15 protein-coding genes are annotated in these 20279 nt (G+C 40.4%); 3 read left to right on the forward strand and 12 right to left on the reverse strand.

Going from position 1 to position 20279, the window contains the following annotated elements:
• Nucleotides 1-10 precede the first annotated feature (10 nt).
• From allB to ACE1TH_RS06925, 4 genes are all read right to left on the reverse strand, one after another.
• Nucleotides 11-1375 carry an allantoinase AllB gene (allB, locus tag ACE1TH_RS06910; protein ID WP_375078631.1) on the reverse strand — a complete coding sequence of 455 codons (1365 nt, stop codon included), beginning with the start codon at nt 1373-1375 and terminating at the stop codon, nt 11-13.
• A gap of 18 nt (nt 1376-1393) precedes the next feature.
• Nucleotides 1394-2833 (reverse strand): YfcC family protein, encoded by a 1440-nt coding sequence (locus ACE1TH_RS06915; RefSeq protein WP_375078632.1) that lies wholly within the window; start codon nt 2831-2833, stop codon nt 1394-1396.
• 134 nt (nt 2834-2967) lie between these two features.
• Nucleotides 2968-4131: a globin domain-containing protein gene (locus tag ACE1TH_RS06920; protein WP_375078633.1), complete on the reverse strand. Its 1164-nt coding sequence runs from the start codon at nt 4129-4131 to the stop codon at nt 2968-2970.
• A 67-nt stretch (nt 4132-4198) separates the two neighbouring features.
• A complete protein-coding gene (locus ACE1TH_RS06925) occupies nt 4199-5824 on the reverse strand; it encodes a PucR family transcriptional regulator (protein WP_375078634.1) in 1626 nt (541 codons plus the stop codon).
• 142 nt (nt 5825-5966) lie between these two features.
• Here ACE1TH_RS06925 and ACE1TH_RS06930 point away from each other — a divergent pair, with 142 nt between their 5' ends.
• On the forward strand, nt 5967-7199 hold the full coding sequence (locus tag ACE1TH_RS06930; protein WP_375078635.1) for a M20 family metallo-hydrolase: 1233 nt from the start codon (nt 5967-5969) through the stop codon (nt 7197-7199).
• The gene (locus ACE1TH_RS06935; RefSeq protein ID WP_375078636.1) at nt 7192-8448 is read left to right on the forward strand and encodes a pyridoxal-phosphate-dependent aminotransferase family protein; all 1257 of its coding nucleotides are present in this window, start codon (nt 7192-7194) and stop codon (nt 8446-8448) included. The genes ACE1TH_RS06930 and ACE1TH_RS06935 overlap by 8 nt, the downstream gene beginning before the upstream one ends.
• Nucleotides 8449-8501: 53 nt before the next feature.
• Here the strand turns inward: ACE1TH_RS06935 and ACE1TH_RS06940 are convergent, their stop codons facing one another.
• A complete protein-coding gene (locus tag ACE1TH_RS06940) occupies nt 8502-8873 on the reverse strand; it encodes a hypothetical protein (RefSeq protein WP_375078637.1) in 372 nt (123 codons plus the stop codon).
• A gap of 178 nt (nt 8874-9051) precedes the next feature.
• Complete coding sequence (gene putP / locus ACE1TH_RS06945) at nt 9052-10554, reverse strand: sodium/proline symporter PutP (RefSeq protein WP_099300604.1); 1503 nt, start codon at nt 10552-10554, stop codon at nt 9052-9054.
• A gap of 381 nt (nt 10555-10935) precedes the next feature.
• On the opposite strand from putP, the gene ACE1TH_RS06950 reads away from it, so the two are divergent.
• On the forward strand, nt 10936-11841 hold the full coding sequence (locus ACE1TH_RS06950; protein WP_375078638.1) for a helix-turn-helix domain-containing protein: 906 nt from the start codon (nt 10936-10938) through the stop codon (nt 11839-11841).
• A 78-nt stretch (nt 11842-11919) separates the two neighbouring features.
• On the opposite strand, the gene ACE1TH_RS06955 is transcribed toward ACE1TH_RS06950, so the two are convergent.
• The 6 genes from ACE1TH_RS06955 to nagZ form a co-directional block, all read right to left on the reverse strand.
• A complete protein-coding gene (locus ACE1TH_RS06955; protein ID WP_099300603.1) occupies nt 11920-13212 on the reverse strand; it encodes a hypothetical protein in 1293 nt (430 codons plus the stop codon).
• Nucleotides 13213-13324: 112 nt separating this feature from the next.
• A complete protein-coding gene (locus ACE1TH_RS06960) occupies nt 13325-14620 on the reverse strand; it encodes an amidohydrolase (RefSeq protein WP_375078639.1) in 1296 nt (431 codons plus the stop codon).
• Between the two features lie 3 nt (nt 14621-14623).
• Nucleotides 14624-15817, reverse strand: coding sequence for a M20 metallopeptidase family protein (locus ACE1TH_RS06965; RefSeq protein ID WP_375078640.1), 1194 nt, complete (start codon nt 15815-15817; stop codon nt 14624-14626).
• 23 nt (nt 15818-15840) lie between these two features.
• On the reverse strand, nt 15841-17379 hold the full coding sequence (locus ACE1TH_RS06970) for an AbgT family transporter (RefSeq protein ID WP_375078641.1): 1539 nt from the start codon (nt 17377-17379) through the stop codon (nt 15841-15843).
• 167 nt (nt 17380-17546) lie between these two features.
• Nucleotides 17547-18704 (reverse strand): ROK family protein, encoded by a 1158-nt coding sequence (locus tag ACE1TH_RS06975; RefSeq protein ID WP_099300599.1) that lies wholly within the window; start codon nt 18702-18704, stop codon nt 17547-17549.
• Between the two features lie 27 nt (nt 18705-18731).
• Entirely contained in the window at nt 18732-20258 is a 1527-nt protein-coding gene (nagZ, locus tag ACE1TH_RS06980) for a beta-N-acetylhexosaminidase (RefSeq protein WP_255225168.1), read from the reverse strand.
• Between the last annotated feature and the right edge of the window lie 21 nt (nt 20259-20279).

The raw sequence follows: 20279 nt of genomic DNA on the forward strand, positions 1-20279 counted from the left end.
CGAGCAATGGTCAATCATCGACCATTGCTCTTTTTTTAACGCTGAGTAACCGACCCATTTTTTTGTCTGCCACCACTTTCCCATCTTCAAACACAACTTGTCCATTCACCATTGTTTTTGTCACACGGCACCCAATTCGACGACCACTATAAGGAGTGTAGGGATTTTTATAATACAGCGCTTCTTGATCTAATGTATATGTCTCGTTTTCGTCCAAAAAAAACAAATCGGCATCTTTGCCAATGGCAATCTCGCCTTTTGCATAAAGCCCCATTCGTTTTGCTGGTGTGCTTGAAATAAGCTTAGCAAACGTAACCGCTGACATCCCTCTTTTATTCACTGCTTCATCGTACATAACATCAATCATATTTTGGCAACCTGTAATTCCGCCCCATGCCGTAAAAAAATTCCCTGCCTTTAAATCGATTGTACAAGGAGAGTGGTCGGATGTAAGCCAATCAATTTCACCACGCATTAAACATGCCCATAACTTTTCGACTTCTTCTTGAGGGCGCAACGGCGGTTGGCATTTAGCAAGCGTTCCTAAATGCGCTAATTGTTCTGAGGAAAATACAAAGTAATGTGGGCATGATTCAACCGTCACATCAATTCCTTCCCGTTTTGCTCGTTGAATCGAGTCAATCGCTGCGGCCGAAGAAATATGTACAAAATGGATCGCACATCCTGTTTCTCTAGCAGCCGCAATCGCTTTATCTACAGCAAGCACTTCTGCTTTTATAGGACGTGATTCGACATAGGCTTGTGCGTCTGCGCTTCCTGCGTCACGTTTTTCTTGCTCAAGAGTGTCCGTAAGATCCGCATCCTCTGCATGGATACAAAGAAGCTTGCCTTTTCGAGCTAATATACGCATACCTGCTTGTAAGGTTTGCTCATCTACATTAGAGAAATCTTCTGGATGATCAGAACCACAAGTAGATAAAAAACATTTAAATGCAACAACATCGCTGTCTGCCAACTCTTCTAACTCCGTTAAATTAGAAGACGTTAGCCCACCGTAAAAGCTATAATTGACGCTATTTTTCGATTTTGCTAAGTCGAGTTTCAACTGCAAATGCGCACGATTCGTTGTGGCTGGGAGAGCGTTAAGCGGCATTTCAATGTACGATGTCACGCCACCAGCTGCTAGTGCCTGACTTCCTGTTTCAAACCCTTCCCAATCCGTTCGACCAGGTTCTGAGAAGTGAACATGTGTATCAATGCCACCTGGAAAAACAAGTTGACCGTGGGCATCAATCGTTTCTTTTGCTTTAGCTACTTTTCCTATTGTGACAATGATTCCGTCTTTTATGCCAATGTCTGTTTCAACAACTTGACCAGGCAATACAATGCGACCGCCACTAATTCGAGTATCCATTCTCTCGTCTCCTCTCTATTACCCCGTCCAGCCTGTCACTTGCGCATAAATAAGAAAGATCACCCCAATAAACATATAAATGATAAACAATGGTGTAAAAAATTTAATCCATTTTGTCCAGCTAATCCCTGCAATAACAAGGGCGGCCATAAAATAACCTGAAGTTGGGTACAAAATATGAGCAAAGCCATCACCAAATTGGAAGGCTAGAATAGCTGTTTGACGAGTCACACCTAACATGTCAGCCAGTGGAGCCATAATAGGCATTGTCACTAACGCTTGACCACTCCCTGAAGGAATGAAAAAATTGATGAACAATTGAACCGTCATCATTCCAATAGCGCTTAACGTACTTGGTAATTGCCCGACAAGATTCCCTAAGCCATAAACAATCGTATCCATAATTTGTCCCTCTTCAAGAACAACTGCTACGGAGCGTGCAATGCCAATAATGATCGCTCCCATTAACACCTCTCGAAACCCTTCCGTAAATGCTTCGCACACTCTTGTTAGTGAAAGCCCCGCAATCATCCCGACTAAAATGCCCATAAAAATAAATAGTCCAGACATTTCGAGCATAAACCATCCTAATTGTGTGACGCCGTAAACAAGGACACCGAAAAAAATAGGTAATGTTGCAATTGCAAGCAACTGTCTCTTAGTCGCTTGCTTGGCTGGTTGCTTAAGCGCATCTTTGTATTTTACACGCTTTAATTCATCTTCATCTCTCGTATAGCTTTTAAAGGGATCCTGCTTCACTTTTTTTGCATAGCGCATGATATACAAACTGCCAACTAGAATGATGACTACTAGAACAACGACCCGTAAGCCAAAACCAGAATACGTTTCTAATCCTGAGATTTGTTGTGATATTCCAACAGTACCTGGATTCATTACGCCTGCAGTAAAACCAAGCGCTGTCGAGATAAGCGCAATGCCTGCTGCAGTCATCGAGTCATAGCCAAGTGAAATAAATAACGGAATTAAAACAGGAATATAAACTAAAGAAAGTTCTGGTGTCCCAATCGTTGTCGCAACTACTGCAAAAAGAGTGAGCAAAACCGGAATGACCGCAATACTTTTATGTTCAAATTTTCTGGCTAATCGATCAACACCAATTTCAATGATCTCCGTTCGTCTTAATACCATGAACATGCCGCCAATAATAAAGGTAAAAAAGATAATTTCACTTGCGCTCGCCATCCCGACAGGAATAGCTAGCATAAAATCCATAAATGAAACAGGTGGCGCATCAATCGTGGTAAACGAATTGGGATCGATCGATTCACGTCCATTTGGACCAGGAACCCGCTCAAATGAACCAGCCGGTATAACGTATGTAAGTACAGCTGCAAGTCCACTAATAACAAACAAGAGTACATAAATATGTGGCATCCGTTCTTTCTTTTGCGATGGTGGACTTGGTGTACTAGATTTCTGATTTTGCAGTTGTTCCATGTATGAATCCCTCACTTTTTCGCCTCAGTTATTTTCACTATCTTACTAACGCGATAAAGGAAGGTCATTGGTTACAATGTATAAATTAAAACTAGCAAACTATTCATTTTGTACAATGAAACAAAGAGCGAGCATTAAATCTGTGGCTCAAAACTTTCATAGCGAATGCGATTGTCATCAACATCACAGGCTTTTAAAGACGTGTACATATCATCTATAAATTGTTTGGAACCACCAATGATAATTTCTGGATCATTAAGCGGGGAAATAATTCCTGCTATCGCCTCTTGATTTAATTCCCCTACTTTCGTATACGTATCATTTTTTAACGGGTTCTTATAGAAAATATACTGTTGAACTTGAGAATGGGTTTGTCCTACATCTTCAACCTCTTCTTTAAAGACATGCGTTTCACTATTCGCTGTGCCATAAACAAAATGAACGTCACGCTCAGGCTGTTCTGTTGTGACCTTTTTTAACATCGAAATCATTGGCGTAACACCTGAACCTGCACTTATAAACACAAGCGGATTTTCACTCTCGTGATCATAACGGACCGTTCCTGCAGGTGCACTTACGTGAAGATTATCGCCTACATTGACATGATCATGCATGTACTGAGACACAATCCCGCTAGGACCATCTGCTGGCTGCTCACGTTTCACACTAATTCGATACGCTTGCTGATTATTGCCATTAGAAAGACTGTATTGACGAATGTGATCATAGCCATTTACGTGAACCTTCACACTAACGTATTGACCGGATAGAAAAGAACGATTTTCAGCCTGCAAGTAAAACGACGTTATGTCCCTTGTTTCACGTACTTTTCTTGTGATTTTTAAAGGAAGAAAACCTGACCACTTTGCTTCCTTTTCAAGTGCTGATTCAATTTTGATAAATTGTTGCGAAAGTACGTCATACACTTCTTCCCAGGCACCTATCACTTCTTTACTTGCCCCTTCACCGAGAACGTCCTTCATCGCAATGATCAAAAAATGACCAACAATCGGATAGTGTTCAGCTTTTACTCCAACACTGCGATGTTTGTGCGCAATCTTATTCACAGCTGGTGCGATCGTTTCAATTTGCTCAATATGGCTAGCAGCTGCATGTAAAGCTTTTGCTAGCGCTTCTTGCTGCGTAAAACGCATTTGGTTAGCATGGTTAAAGACGTTCCATAGTTCAGGCTGATTCGAAAATAAAAGTTCGTAAAATCTCGTTGTAATGGTAAGACCATGCTCTTCTAAAACAGGCACAGTCGCCTTAATTGTATGTATCGTTGTTTGACTTAACATGAGTAGCCTCCCTTTCCACTTATTATAGAAGAAACTCCGGATTCTTCCATCGGACTAAAATCCGTCTTTACATTGTTTGTAAAGTATGCTGAATTCGCAAGGCTAGGCGTAAATGTAGGGTTGTATCTGGATCTTTTAAATTTTTTCCAAGTAATTCTTCAATTTTCTCCAGTCGATAAATAATCGTGTTGCGATGAACATAAAGTCGTTTTGCGGTTTCAGAAATTTGACAATGCGTTTCAAGGTAAACGGCTAATGTTTGGATGAGCCCCATTTCGTTTACGCTCGGCTCTGTTAATTTTTTTAAATTATAATCGCAGAATTCATTTAAATCTTCTCTCGGAATCATACGTAATAACTTTACTAGATCCTTCGCCTGATAGGTCTGAACGAATTGTCGACTTCCTGAAAGCCGTCCGGAATGAAGGGCGTTTGTTGCCTCTTGGTGCGCTTCTCGAACATCCCAAAACTGCCGACAAAGATGACTAACTCCAAAGGAGATCGATCGTTTAAAATGGAGAAATACGTGCTCTTGAATCATTTCGAGCGCAAAATCTACTGCTTGAAGGGAATCGCCAATCGTATCATCTTTTTCCCCTTCCAATAGTACAAAACAAATGTCTCCTTTTATAAACAAATGGGATTGAAAAGGAAAAATTGATAACTCTTCTTCAACAAAGTCAAATACTTTTTCAATTTCAATATGATTCTCTTTAAACCCTAAACTAGTCTCCTCTTGATCCAGCCTACCCGCTACACATTTATACGGTCGATCGTTATAAAGGCCAAATTCTTGTGCCCGATTAATTGTCTCATCTTTCGTCGCATACTGCCCATTTATGTAATGGAGAAAAAATTCATTTTTTGCTCGGCGCGTATACTGCTTTAAAGCATTTTCTTTCATTAATTCAAACGCAATCACGTTGGTCGCTTGTTCAATCAGTAAATAGGCTTGTCGATCATGAGACGGTAGCGAATTAAGAATAACGAGAATACTCTTTTTTGCTTTATCTGTGTACACAGGAAATGCTGTTACTGTTTTTGGTTGATTCATTAGCAACGTAAAGCTCGTATATGGACTTCCTTCCGGAAAAAAAGCATAGCCCATCCGATACAAATATTCCATACCATTTCCAACGGGGTTCGCTGAATTTGAAGCCGATATTACTTGACAGCGCTCATTCATAAGTAAAATCGGAGCCCCGACTAATTGAGCCACATTCTCTACTAGATGTAGCAACCCTTTGCCACTCACAATATGCTCTGAAAATGCTCGGTGAGCGTCAAGAGCGGTCGTTAATTCGTGGGTTCTTTGATCAAGAATTGTGCTTAATACTTGATTAGCGACGTAACTTAACCCCAATTGCTCAGGCAAAGCAATGATTGGAAAATCGACTTGCTTAGCATACGCTAAGACACTTTTAGGAATTTGTCCAAGAAAGCGTTCTTGTTTAATACCTAGACCTGCACAGCCTATCCGCTTCATTTCTTTGATCAAATCAAGTAGTAACTCTGGTTTGCCGACATAATGATAAGCGGTTGTAACGAGTAAATCATCTTGGGTTAAGTAATGAATAATATCCGGTGCATCCATCATTTTCACATTGCCAATTCGACGATCGATCCCTTTTTCACCGGCAATCAATCGTGCTTCTCTTAAATCTGATAACTGTAAAAATGCTGCAATATCCATCTAATCCCTCCAATTTAGACAATGTGCACAACAATTATATTAAAAAACAATAAATCATCTAATGAAATCTGAATAGTTTAACCGTACACTTAAACTTACAGTTGTTCAATCAAAACATTTTGACAAAAGTGAGGGTATGACGATGAAAACGCAACAATCCTTAGCACCCATAACGTCCGTTATTGAAGAATTAGCGCGCATAGGTAAAACAAAAGATGGTGGTGTCACGCGACTTTTATATACGCCTGTTTGGTTTCAAGCCCAACAAACCATCCATCAACTGTTTAAACAACATGGGTTTGCTCCATTTTATGATGATATCGGAAACGTATACGGACGTGTAGAGGGCACAAACCAAGAAGAGCCCGTTGTTTTAACAGGTTCACACATCGATACGGTTGTCAACGGCGGAAAATACGATGGTGCGTATGGCGTACTTGCTAGTTTACTCGCTGTCTCTGAGCTTGTTCATACACACGGTCAGCCGAAGCGTACAATTGATGTCGTATCATTTTGCGAAGAAGAAGGCAGTCGCTTTCCTTTAAATTTTTGGGGATCTGGTAACCTCACTGGCATACATCAAGATAAGAACTATCGTGAAACAAAAGATACAAACGGCAAATCTTTTTACGATGAAATGAATGAATATGGGTTTGGTCTCGGTCATTATCAAAATCCTCTCCGTCACGATTTAGGACACTTTGTGGAATTACATATTGAGCAAGGTTCAATTTTAGAAGATGCAGGAGAGTCTCTTGGTATTGTGAAAGGAATTGTAGGCCAAAAACGATTTATTTTTACCGTAACAGGTGAAAGCAATCATGCTGGAACAACGCCAATGAATAAACGGCGTGATGCGATGGATACAGCTACGACACTTGTTCAAAAATTAATTCAAGCTGGCCATTCGATGGATGATTCATTTGTCGCCACAGTCGGCCAATTTAACGTTCTACCAAACACACCAAATGTCATTCCTGGTCAAATTACCTTCACGTTAGATATCCGTCACTCTCACTCAGAGACATTAGATGTTTATCATGAACGGATCTACTCGTTTGTTAATGAACTCGGCTCATCTGACATCGCTGTGTCCGTTCAACAATATTCCGATGTCTCGCCTGTTTCAATGTCAGAAGACTTGACCACTCTTGCTTATGACTATGCACAACAGTCCAACTTAAAAAGCCGCTATATGTATAGTGGTGCAGGACACGATGCGCAAATTCTAGGTTCTGCGATTCCTACGTGTTTATTGTTTGTCCCAAGTGTGAAAGGGATTAGTCACTCTCCCCATGAATATACGAAACAAGAAGATTTGCAAGTAGGTTTAGACGCTTTAAAACATGTTCTTTACCAACTTGCTTATGAATAAGGAGGATTGCATCGTGAGCGATTTAACGAAACGCACTATTATGACTCCCGGTCCTGTCGAAGCAGAGCCACGTGTCCTCCGCGCAATGAGCGCTCCTATTTTAGGACAGTTCGATCCTGCATTTACAGAGATGATGAATGAAACAATGGCGATGCTAAGAGATTTATTTCAAACAAAGAATCAATGGGCATTTCCCATTGATGGTACATCTCGATCAGGGTTAGAGGCTGTGCTAACGAGTTTAATTGAACCAGGAGATCGGGTGTTTATTCCGATTTACGGTAGATTTGGGCATTTATTAGTTGAGATTTGCGAAAGGCTTGATGCAGACGTTCATTCGATTGAATGCGAATGGGGAACGGTTTTTTCTGAAGACGAAATAATTGATGAAATGAACGCTGTGAACCCTAAAATTGTTGCATGTGTGCACGGTGAAACGTCTACTGGCTGTATGATGCCGTTACAAAACATCGGAAAAACGTGTCGTGAGAAGGATATATTATTTGTAGTAGATGCTGTAGCTACAATTGGCGGCGTCGATGTTAAAGTGGATGACTGGTACATTGATGCGGCGATTGGCGGAACGCAAAAATGCCTATCAATCCCAGCTGGAATGGCTCCCATTACGTATAATGACAGAGTTGAAGCCGTCATTAATCGACGTAAAAAAGTTGAGCGCGGCATCGCAACGGAACACGATCCATCCGAACCTTTTTCTGGTTCCGTAATTCGAAGCAATTATTTTGATTTAAGTCAACTCCAAGATTACTGGAGTCCAAGGCGCCTCAATCATCATACTGAAGCAACATCAATGATTTATGGCTTGCACGAAGGACTTCGTATTTTACTAAAAGAAGGGCTAGACGAGCGCTTTAACCGCCACAAGTATCATGAAAAGGCACTAAAAGCAGGCATCAAAGCAATGGGACTCGATCTCTACGTTGAACACGAGCATAAACTACCGGTTGTTACGTGCATTTCAGTCCCTCCTGGCGTCAACGCTGATGAAATTAGAGCATTCATGTTAACCCATTTTGGTGTTGAAATTGCGAGTTCATTCGGCCCTTTACATGGAAAAATTTGGCGCATTGGCTCAATGGGCTATAGCTGTCGGAAAGAGAATGTCTTATTTGTACTTGCTGCTTTAGAAGCAGCCCTGCTTTTTAAAGGAACAACGATTGAAACAGGTAAAGCCATTCAAGCAGCGCTTGCATACTACGAATCAAATGCGGTTCCCTTGACTATATAATTATGAAAAGAGCGCTAAACCAGTATACAAATCACTGTTTAGCGCTCCTTTTATTAGGATGATATACGGTCTTCTACAATTTCGTTAAACATTTCCCCTTCTCCATTTTCATTAATGGAAATAATCTTCAAGCGTCCCTCGTCTTTAACGAGCACGGATTTGTATTGAGGACCTTCTTCATCCGTGTAATAGAGAATAACACGGCTTCCACCTTTATCGTTTGTGAGTTCAATCCTTGACACATCATCGCTAATCTCTTCTAATACAAGTGGAACTTCTGTCCAGTCCTCATTAATGCCGTCAATGGATTCTTCAGTCACTTGATTATTCTGATCGTTTTGGTCCTCATTCCCATTGTCCGCATTACAAGCAGATACTAAAACAGTCATCAAAACAACAACACTTATTTGTTTCCATTTTTTCATTCTCGCTTCTTTCCTTTCTCATGATGTACACAGTTTTATACCCATCTATTTTAGCAAGAAACCATTTGTTCGAGAAGCTTAACGCGCAACCTATGATTAAAACGCGAAACAATGTATAAAAAAAGGCGACGACCCTCTGTACAAGGGTCTTTCGCCTTTTCATCCGATTTAAAACTTATTATTTATTAGCTTGTAGTTGCTTTTTAAATTCTTTAAACCCTAGCGCAACTCTTTCATCGTTTTTCGTTAGCTTACTTACAACAAAAATCATGATTGTCGCTACAATAAAACCTGGAAGAAGTTCATATACACGTTCGTTCATACCAAACACTTGATAAAGACTCGTGTTGGCCCAAACAATAACAACGATTGCTCCAGATAACATCCCAGCAAGTGCGCCCCATCTTGTCATGCCTTTCCAATACAAGCTGATTAGCATAACTGGACCAAATGCCGCTCCAAAACCTGCCCAAGCATAACTAACTAGCTCAAGAATCGAACTATCTGGATTCCATGACAGCGCTAATGCAATAAGCGCAACAACTAGTACTGCTGCTCGACCTAGGAAGACTAATTCTCGATCTCCTGGCTTACGCTTAAGGAATGTCTTATATAAGTCTTCTGTTAGTGAACTAGATGTGACAAGCAGTTGAGAAGAGATTGTACTCATAACAGCCGCCAAAATCGCACTAAAAATAATTCCAATAACAAACGGGTGGAACAACATTTCACCTAATACAACAAACACGGTTTCATGTTGACTGTCATTATCTGGATTTAAGAAGACTCCTTCATTACTCAAATACGCTCGACCAACAAGACCTGTAAACATCGCACCAATAATCGAGATAATCATCCATGCCATTCCAATTCTTCTAGCTGGCTTCGCTTCTTTCGCGGTACGTAGCGCCATAAACCGAACAATAATGTGCGGTTGACCAAAATACCCTAGACCCCATGCTAATGAACCAATAATGGTAATAACCGTAACCCCACGAAAAATATCTAATAACTGTGGATCAATGCTTCGAATTTGATCAAATGATGAAGACACTCCGCCCACTTCTGCTAAAGCAAAAATTGGGACGATGAGTAAAGCAAGCATCATAACGCCACCTTGGACGACGTCTGTCCAGCTTACTGCTAAAAAACCACCAAATAACGTATAAAGAATGGTGACGCCAGCAACAATTAACAAACTCGTATGATAGTCAATACCTAATAACGAATCAAAAACCCGTCCACCGGACACCATCCCTGAAGACACGTAAATCGTAAAGAAGAAAATAATAATAATCCCAGATAAAATACGTAAAAGTTTAGTCGAATCAATAAAACGATTTTCTAAAAACGATGGAATTGTAATTGAATCATTCGCTGTTTCTGTATACGTTCTTAACCGCGGTGCTAAGAAAACCCAATTTAAATACGCACCAATAATAAGTCCGAGCGCTAACCAACCAGCACCAAGTCCTGTTAAATACATAGAGCCCGGTAAAGCAAGCATGAGCCATCCACTCATGTCAGAAGCTCCAGCACTTAACGCCGCAACAGTTGGTGAAAGTCCTCTCCCACCAAGAGTGTAGTCAGAGTGACTAGCCGTTTTCTTATAACCATACCAGCCAATCATGACCATAATTAATAAATAAATAATAATGGCTGCAATAATTTGCGTTGACATATAAATCAACATCCTTTCTGTACAAAAAAACTACCTAAATACGGCAAGTTTTTTACTATTTCTTTGTTATCGAGCAAATCAATCTGAGATTCTACAAAATTTAATTCAAGCGGGTGTGTCCGTACGGTTGTTTTTAGCACTGCATTATCATAGCATTTCTTCTGAATAAAAATCGACCGCAACTATTAAACTTTAAATTGTATAACAATTACTCACTCACCTTTACACCTCCTCAGCTCTTTCATTCTAGTAAAAGATCCCTTTTCCTCTTATTTTCAGCTGATTTGAATCTCTACCCACAAAAATTAAACACCTCGTTTATGTAAAAAATATTTTTATTATGATAATATGACAGTAACATCTTTAATTCATAGGAGCTAAATGATGCAAAAACAATCGCTTGTATTAGGAGAAAGATTACGATCTATTCGGAAAATGAGAGGCTATACGCAAAACGAGTTAGCAGCTGGCATTTGCACACAAGGTGTCATTAGTAATATTGAAGGAAAAAACGGCAAGGAAAACCCATCATCTAGTATCTTGTTTCAGTTAAGTGAACGTCTTGGTGTGAGTATGAGTTACCTCTATGGTCAAGACGATAATGGCGAATTAATAACGAATAAAGATATTCGCGATACCGAGGTTAGCGAAATTATCAAAAATTTAAAACAAAGAAGAGATTACTCGGCTTTAAGATACATAATTGAAAGTGAAAAAAATAAAAACCTTCACTTAACGAACGCCGAGAAACAATTTTTACTATGGCATGAAGCGATTTGTACGTATTATGACACGTCAAACTCTACTCTAACAAAAGAAATCTTCCAAAAAGCTTTAAAGCTTGACGTAGAGAACAATGATAAAAACAATCTCCAGTTAATAGAGATTAACTTAAGTCTCGGTATTATTGAGTATGAAGAAAACAATTATAATGAAAGTAAAGAAATACTTCTAAAATGTATAGAAGCAATTATGAATAACAAAACTATTAAAGCTCCAGAAATATTAGCGAAAATATATTACAACCTCTCTAATGTTTGTAGTTCAATGAAAGAGTTTGATCAATCTCTTCAATATAGTTTTGACGCTATCGAAACTTGTGTTCAAAATAATATTTTGTCTGTAATTGGTGATAGTCTGTATCAAATAGGTTATTGTTATCACTTAAAAGGTAAAGAAAACCTTTCTATCAATTATATGGAAAAAGCTTTAGTTATATTTACTATTCAAAAGAACGATCTTATGGTTAAAAATATTCAAAAAAGCATTAATTCGGTAGATACATAAATCATGTATTTAGAAATTATTAAACCACCCTCACTTCATGACATTAACCTGGATTAATAAAAAAAAAAGACAGCTTACTCACAAGCTGTCTTTTAAACAGTAAACCTTTCTCGGCCTTCCTCGTCTTCCAGATTGCTCTTCTCCGACTTGCTGAATCACGTTTCCTTTTTCCAGCTCGAATAAAATTCGCCGCGCGTGTCGCTCGGTTCCTTCCAACCAAATCGCCACGTCTTGTGCAGAGAAGTGGGCTTGTTTTTGTTGAGCTACTTTTGCGTAAATGCGTGCAATTGTGCCTGGTCCAACTGCTACATGTGCCGACTTGTCTCCTAAAAAAACTTGACGATAGTGAAATGGTTCTTCATGTCGCTTCGCTTCAGAAACATTGTTTTCCTCATCGACAAGCACAATCATTTGTTCTCTTGCTTGCTTACTAAAATCGAGCGCACTTTGAACATGTTTGGACGCTGCCAGAGCCGTCCTACCGTAACCAATTCCTAAATAAATGGTTAGATTTGTGCTCGTTTTCACGTCATCAATGACTTCATAAGGCCAGCTCTGCGCTTCAATTTCTCCTCTTGTTGTAAAGATTTCAAAATAGCCGTTCCCTATTTCGATAAATGATCCCTGAAGCGATTCAGCGTAATCTAACAGTCTTTTTCTAATAACTAGTTCTTGGTGCTTTCGCTTATAGGAATAAACCATCTCTTTTTGTTCTGTTTGCGAAAACGAAATAAGCGCTCCAACGACACCAATTTGAGCTTTTTTATAATAAAGAGAATTCATCCGATCTTGTATTCGCCCTAAAATATTTCGTGTTACTGGCTCCGCTGGCTTCACACGGTAACAAGGGATGCCAAGTTGTATAAGTGCTTGGTAAACCCCTCTTAAACAAGTCAATGCAAAAGCTGTTTTTCCTGATTGAAATGCTTGTTTGTGAAACGCAATCAATTTTTCTTCTTCAACGTAATCAGGATAATCAAACAAATGTATGGTTAAATGAGCTAGTGAAAATTCATTAATAAGCCAGTTGGTATATTGAGGTGAAATTGTATCCAAACTTATCTCTAGTTTTTTTTGATCTGTGTGGTAAAATGCCTCCAAAAATGTTCCTAATAAACTGGAGCCCTCAAGAGGAACAAACCAAGAGTGATCTTTTGAGACAATGTTCATTTCCGTACAGAGTGAGTACGGAGCTTGACCGGAGAAAAGCCATTGATCAACATGTTGGGTAGTTTGTTTAATTTTGGCAGGAGCTTGTTCTACTTTTTCATAGATGATCGGAATCGCTTTAAATGAAGGATACTCTTCGACCACTTTGGTTAGTGTACCAACTGAATCTTCCGGCCCAACGACTCCTAAATTAATCGTCATTCTTTCCCTCTTTTCATATGTAAATGAATTTCCTTTATACGTGAGTCAATTTGATGCAAAAAAAGAGCTAGCGTCATATTTTCTAACACTTGAAGCTCTTTTTATAAATAATCTAGTTATGAACAACGATATGTGCAAGTGCGCTTACGGCAACATAAAGCGCGCCTTCTTCAAAATCAAACTGTTTATGATGATGGCCTGCTGCTAACTGGCTACCAAAAATCATATAGCTAGCTTTACCACCATGATTTTGAACGTGACGCATCATGTAGGTTACATCTTCAGACCCATTTAGCGCCATCGATTCTTTTACAGTTTGAACATAGCGACTTGAGCTTGTGACAACTGGAATTTTTTCAATATAATAAGCGTCTGTCTCTGCAGCAAGTCCTTCGCCAACAATTTGATAGTCTAAAGTCACATCGTACATATGCGCAGCGCCCTCTAGCCGTCGAATCGCCTCGGTTTTCATGTAGGCATTTTCATTTGTAGACTCGCCCCGGGTTTCTAATTGTAAAACTGCATCTCCCGGAACAATGTTGCGACCGCTCCCCGCTTCAAAACGGCCAACATTTATGCGCGTCTCGCCATCACTATGAGGAGAAATGCCGTGCAAATTTAATACAGCTGTGGAAGCAGCAAGCATGGCATTTTTGCCTTTATGTGGTTCCATTCCAGCATGAGCTGTTGTTCCCGTAAATGTTGCATCGATTTTTGTTGTCGCCAAAATCGATGTCGCATCAGAGATGAGTGTTCCTACTGGCTGGGATCGAATGCCTAAGTGACCACTAAGAAAATAATCGACGCCGTCGAGCCAGCCTTTTTCTACGATCGCTTTCGCTCCTCGGCTCCCTTCTTCAGCTGGCTGAAAGATTAGCGTGTATGTACCTGATAAGTGCTCTTTCCATGTAGCTAAAAAATGTGCCATCGCCAGACCAATTGCTGTGTGACCATCGTGACCACATGCATGCATCATTCCATTATGTAGGGAACGAAATCCCGCTTTCGCAGGTAGATGGTCTTCCGTTATGTCTTCTTCTATCGGCAATGCATCAATATCAAACCTCATGGCAGTATGGCTACCAGGTCTTCCCGTCTCTAGAACGGCTACAACCCCAGTAAAGCCACCTTTCATTTTCTCCATTAACGTTTTCGGAACACCATGTTCGAGCGCTCGTTGCTCGTGTATTCGTAATTGATCTGCATGAGGCACACCAAATCGTGCTCCATCATCCATTACCGAACGACCAGTGTGAAGGTTAAAAGGAAGAGGTTCAAGTTGTTGGATGATGTAATGCGTTGTTTCATATTCACAAAATCCCACCTCAGCGATTTGATGAAGCTCGCGACGCCACGTTTGAATGTTCTCTTCTTGTTCTGAAATCCAGTCATCAATTCGAGTCTCCATGTATTAATTCCCCTCTCTATTTACTTGCTGTAATGCCGTCACAGCAGTTGTTGCCATGATGTTGACGCCGTAAACAAGGGCCTCTTCATCAATGTCAAATGTTGAGTCATGTAGTGGACTTTGAACAGGTCGTTCTTTTATAGCGGTTCCTAACCAAAAGTAAGCACCAGGATAGTGCTGTAGGAAGCGGCCAAAATCTTCACCAGCTAAACTAGGGTTCACATCAGGCGCCCCGTGCTCACCAAATAATGTGCGCGCTTGCTGTTTTACGTGCTCTGCCCATTTTTCAGTATTCAGCGTAGCAACATATCCTTTTTGATAATGAACCGAGGTACGTGCGCCCATCGCTTCAGCTACTTGTTCTGCCAATTGGATTAAGCGCTTTTCAACCTGCTCGCGTACGTCTAGAGAAAATGTTCGTACTGTTCCTTCAAGGGTAACTTCACTTGCGACAACATTGTAGCGGTCTCCTCCTGAAATTTTTCCAACTGTAATGACTGCTGATTCCAGTGGATCAATATTACGGCTCACAATCGTTTGTAAACTCGACATTAGTTGATTTGCTACTACAATCGCATCAACTGCTTGGTGAGGCATACTAGCATGGCCTGCTTTTCCGTTAATGACGATGGAGAAACGATCGGAATTCCCCATCATTGCCCCTGATCGAACGCCAATTTGTCCAACTGGTAAGTCTGGCCAAACATGTTGACCAAACACCACATCAGGCTCGTATTCTAGAAAAGTCGGATCTTCCATCATTGCCTGTGCGCCACCAATTGGTGCATCTTCTTCAGCAGGCTGAAATAAAAGTAAAACGGTCCCAGCAATCTCATCTCTTCTTTTCTGAAGCGTAACTCCAGCTCCGAGCAGCATCGCTGTATGTGCATCATGACCGCACGCATGCATGATCCGTTCTTTCGTTGAACGATAAGGGACGTCATTTTTTTCCTCAATCGGCAGTGCATCCATATCTGCCCGTAAAGCGACAATTTTACCCGGCTGCTCCCCCTTAATCATGCCAATGACACCATAGCTTTTCTGCATCACTTCATACGCAATCCCTGCTTCTTCTAACGTGTCGCAAACAAACTGCTGGGTTTGTCGTTCTTCATGACTTAATTCAGGGTTTCGATGAAGTTGTCGTCTCCATTTGACCACTTGATCATGATTGCTTGTTGCTTCTTTAAAAAACATGTTACCCTCTCCCTTTTGTTCCATTAACCTTTGTAATCTGTTACGCCAGGTCCAATTGGCAACTCAAATCCAGTCCAGATTAAAAATAAAACAATCCATAATGCTAAAATTACGAGCGTATAGGGGAGCATTATAGAGAACAATGTGCCAAATCCAGCTCGTGAATCGTATTTTTTCATAAACGCTAAAACCATCGGAACATATGGATTCATTGGTGTAATTACACTTGTTGATGAGTCACCAATCCGGTACGCTAACTGCACGAGTGCAGGATGATAATCAAGTAACATAAATAACGGTATAAATACTGGAGCCATTAATGCCCACTGGGCAGACCCACTAAAGATAAACAAGTTTAATAATGTCGTTAAAAAGATAAAAGCGACAATGACACCCATTCCTGTCATGTTCACACTTTCTAAAAACTCTGCGCCGCTCACTGCAATCCATACGCCGATATTACTCCAGTCAAAGTACGCAATAAATTGCGCCGCCGCAAAGATTAACACAATATAGCCCGCCATACTTTTAATTGCTTCGGCCATCATCTCCGGGACATCCCGAGTTGATTTAATGACACCAGCAGCGATACCGTACGCAATTGATATCGTTAAAAATAAAAATAATAAAATTGGTACAATATTACTAATAAACGGAGAAGGAACGATACTTCCACCTTCACCTCGCAATATTCCACTTTCAGGAACAATAAAAAATGAAATAATCACTAAATACACAAAGCCAGCAGCTAAAGAAACCAGTAATGCTTTGCTTTCTTTAGGTCCGACCGTATCCAGTTCTTGCTCCACATATTCTTTTGCGCCGTATTTAGCGTTAAATTTCCCTAAACGCGGCTCAATGACTCGTTCCGTAATAACTGTACAAATGATAATAAGCATAATAGAAGAGACAATCATAAAGTAATAGTTGTCGGTCATATGGACAATCATACCAGGTTCCATCGTTTGTACGACTTCAGTCGAAATACCTGAAAGCAGAACATCCGTCCCGGCAGGAATGAAGTTTGCTGTAAAACCTGCCCCTACACCTGCAAATCCAGCAGCCATTCCGGCAAGCGGGTGACGACCAAGCGCATAGAAAATCATCGCTCCAAGTGGCGGAATCAGAACGTAAGCTGCGTCTGATGCGATATTACCGACGATACCAGTCGTCACAACTGCAATCGTCACTAGCTTTGTTGGCGCTCTCAAAATGGTACTTTTAATAAAGGTTTCAACTAGTCCAACCTGCTGAGCTAAACCAATCCCAAGCATCATCGTTAAAACAAGCCCAAGTGGCGTAAAGCCAATAAAATTGGAAATCATTGAATCAAGTATGTACATAAATCCTTCAGCTGAAACCAAGCTTCGAACAGCTGTCTCTTCGCCAGTGCCTGGATGTGTAAACGAAACACCGAAACTTGCAATAATACCTGAGAATACAATTACAGCAATCGCTAAATATAAGAATAACATAAACGGATGCGGTAATTTGTTTCCGACACGTTCCACAGTATCGAGGATGCGTGTACCCATTTTCTTGTTTTGTCTTAAATCATTCATTCTTCCCACCACCATTTTCGGACATGTCTCTTAATATTCCTTAAAATATAAGAATGAAAAGAATATAGCATGTTTTAGCAAGCTTGTCTTTAAAAATATGAGAAAATCTATCAAACAAATGCAAAAAGACAAGCGATTCACACAAAATCGCTCGTCTCCACATCCACCTATGAAAATTGCATTTCTTTAAAAATGTGATGCAGCGCGAGTCTAGCTGCACCAAGAGAAGGTCCTTTTTCTTTCCAATACGATTTCTCTAAACAGATCGAAATAGTCGTTGTTTTTTCTAATTCGTCTAGCACATGTAACATATATGCAAAAAAAGACTGTTGTTCAGCTACCCAACCATTCACCAACACTTTTTCCGGCTTCAGCAATAATGCATAATTACTTAAGAGGATTACAATGTCTTCCGCCATTCGCTTTGCTTCCGTAAAAAAAGGTTCTTTCTTTTGCTGAAATGCTAGAAGAAAGAAACGATCAATTATGGCATAATGATCCGATACTTCATGAAAAGTCTCTGGATGTCGATCTTTTATCCCTTTTGCGAGGTTATAAATCGAATACACATTTAATGGATGAAAAACTGTCTGCTCCTGATCAAACGTTCTTGCTGTAATCGAATTGCCTGTATGCCCAGTATCATAAATTTCATTTCTTAAAATGACACCTGTCCCAACCCCTCGACTAAGCAACGTGTACACTAAACTATGACTGCCTATCGCATTACCACTGCACTGCTCAGCAAAAGCTGCAGCATTTACGTCATTAACGAGGTGAATCGGCACTTGAAAAGCTTCTTCTACAACTGCATGTAGAGGATAGTTTCGGACATTTAAATTATAGGAAAAAACAATCTTCTTTCGATCTTCATCAAGAATTCCAGGTAACGAGATCCCAATTCCTTTTACTTCTTCTTGATGAATGTTTTGCTTGGTCAAAAAGGTTTTCAATAAATTCGGTAACTCTGATAAATTCACGTCTGTTAATTCGTCCATTTTTTCGGTAACGAGTAACTCCCCACGTAAATTAAGCAACGTTAATTCTGTGGCAAAACTAAGGTCGACACCTATGACAAACCCACCACGTGCATTAATTTCTAAAAGTGTGGCTTTTCTTCCTACTCCTTCGCCGATTGATCCTGTTTCGATAACTACACCATCGTGTAAACTTTCTTCAATTAAAGAAGAAACAGTCGTTGGGCTCAGGCCTGTTTTTTGAACCAAATCCGTTCTAGATATTGGCGCGTAGTGATTAATAAGATTTAATAGCTTGGATTTATTAAACTGCTTTAACAATTTTTGATTGCCTTGTCTTGCTTGCATCTGGAATCCACTCCAATCCCTACCTGCTTAACTGTATTCGAGCGCAAAAGCCTCCATACTCGATTCACCAGTAGAACAGATAAGTAAAACCGTCTGTTCAGCAGGAATCACATCACAATCATATGGATCACGTAGTACGAGCACGATACAGTCTTTATCATTTAACCGACGTACTAACGCTTGTTGCTCTGTGAACAAATGGGCGTTAATGGTACCGATGATCACAACATCTTTATCGTCGACTTGTTGCCTTAATTCCGTTATTTCTTCTTGCGTTGGTTTTAATGATATCGAAAAGGTGTCTACTTGTAAATTGACAAGTTTAGAGGCGAGCGGAACTTCCTTTCCATCTGTCGAATCTGCTGGTGTTAAAGCTTCAAGCTTCGGCAAAATAAGGGCATACGACTTTGTTTGATCGAGAGGAAGCAATTGTTTGGGGTCACGCTCCACATGCAAACATTGCTTTGCGAGCTGTAAAGCATGTTGTGCCCACTGTCTCTCTGGTATAACCGTAGCATTTGACCGATAAAGGGTCACGGCTTTTTTTAATTGAACCAATCGTTCAATTGATTCGTCAATTCGACTTTCTGAAATTCTTCCAGTTTCAACTGCTGCAACAAGCCCATCAAAAACTTCTTGCTGCAGCTCAGGAGAATGGCAGATTAATAGTTGATCAACGCCAGCCTCTACCGCGAGTACACCGATTTCTTTCGCTGGAAAATGGTCTTTAATGGCACGCATCTCCATATCATCAGTGCAAATCACTCCATTGAAGCCTAATTTTCCACGGAGTATCTCGGTCATCCAGTAATGCGACATTGTAGCTGGTAGTCCGTTAGATTGTGCAACTTGGTCGTAAATGACGTGATTCACCATAATTGCATCAACCCCTTCGCGAATCGCACGCTCGAAGGGAGGAATGAGTTTCTCAAAAATTTCGCTTTCACTTAAACTACATGTGACCGAACCTAAATGTGAGTCTGCTTCTGTTTCTCCATGCCCTGGAAAATGTTTTGCTGTTGCCGCAACTCCAGCATCATGCAATCCTTGTATGTACTTGGCCCCATAATCGCTGACTAGCGTAGGATCCTCACCGTAACTTCTAACGCCGATGACCGAATTTTTCCGATTGGTGTTTACGTCTAATATAGGAGCCCAATCGACCGCTACCCCGTATGTTGCCATCATACTACCGAGCAACTTCCCATTGTCATACGCTAATTGTGGATTATGTTTTAAACCGAGCGCTCGGTTTCCTGGAACGGAAGGGAAAAAGCGATCAAGCGTTGATAGTGTCCCCCCCTCTTCATCTAGCGCCATTAGAAAAGGACTTTCGTAACCTTTCTTTTCGTTAAACTCTTGCACATCTTGAAACAATGAAAGGAGCTGTTCTTTGCTTTCAATATTGTAAGGGTAGATGCTCATTCCGCCAAACGGCAACGCAGCAAAGCGCTGATGAAACTGATGATCTACAACATTGCTAGGTGCCCCCATCGAAAAAAGCATGCCTACTTTTTCATGAATCGTTAGCTGTTTTTCTACTCTCATTCCCATCGATTTATCCCTCTTTTCTTT

Source organism: Shouchella sp. JSM 1781072 (genome assembly GCF_041949915.1).
GTDB lineage: Bacteria > Bacillota > Bacilli > Bacillales > Bacillaceae_D > Shouchella.

Bases quoted from the DNA above. Each gene is read 5' to 3' on its own strand.
- putP (WP_099300604.1), bottom strand. From the start codon at position 10,554: ATGTCAACGCAAATTATTGCAGCCATTATTATTTATTTATTAATTATG.
- ACE1TH_RS06965 (WP_375078640.1), bottom strand. From the start codon at position 15,817: ATGTTTTTTAAAGAAGCAACAAGCAATCATGATCAAGTGGTCAAATGG.
- nagZ (WP_255225168.1), bottom strand. From the start codon at position 20,258: ATGGGAATGAGAGTAGAAAAACAGCTAACGATTCATGAAAAAGTAGGC.
- allB (WP_375078631.1), bottom strand. From the start codon at position 1,375: ATGGATACTCGAATTAGTGGCGGTCGCATTGTATTGCCTGGTCAAGTT.
- ACE1TH_RS06930 (WP_375078635.1), top strand. From the start codon at position 5,967: ATGAAAACGCAACAATCCTTAGCACCCATAACGTCCGTTATTGAAGAA.
- ACE1TH_RS06955 (WP_099300603.1), bottom strand. From the start codon at position 13,212: ATGACGATTAATTTAGGAGTCGTTGGGCCGGAAGATTCAGTTGGTACA.
- ACE1TH_RS06935 (WP_375078636.1), top strand. From the start codon at position 7,192: ATGAATAAGGAGGATTGCATCGTGAGCGATTTAACGAAACGCACTATT.
- ACE1TH_RS06970 (WP_375078641.1), bottom strand. From the start codon at position 17,379: ATGAATGATTTAAGACAAAACAAGAAAATGGGTACACGCATCCTCGAT.
- ACE1TH_RS06975 (WP_099300599.1), bottom strand. From the start codon at position 18,704: ATGCAAGCAAGACAAGGCAATCAAAAATTGTTAAAGCAGTTTAATAAA.
- ACE1TH_RS06925 (WP_375078634.1), bottom strand. From the start codon at position 5,824: ATGGATATTGCAGCATTTTTACAGTTATCAGATTTAAGAGAAGCACGA.
- ACE1TH_RS06960 (WP_375078639.1), bottom strand. From the start codon at position 14,620: ATGGAGACTCGAATTGATGACTGGATTTCAGAACAAGAAGAGAACATT.
- ACE1TH_RS06920 (WP_375078633.1), bottom strand. From the start codon at position 4,131: ATGTTAAGTCAAACAACGATACATACAATTAAGGCGACTGTGCCTGTT.
- ACE1TH_RS06950 (WP_375078638.1), top strand. From the start codon at position 10,936: ATGATGCAAAAACAATCGCTTGTATTAGGAGAAAGATTACGATCTATT.
- ACE1TH_RS06915 (WP_375078632.1), bottom strand. From the start codon at position 2,833: ATGGAACAACTGCAAAATCAGAAATCTAGTACACCAAGTCCACCATCG.
- ACE1TH_RS06940 (WP_375078637.1), bottom strand. From the start codon at position 8,873: ATGAAAAAATGGAAACAAATAAGTGTTGTTGTTTTGATGACTGTTTTA.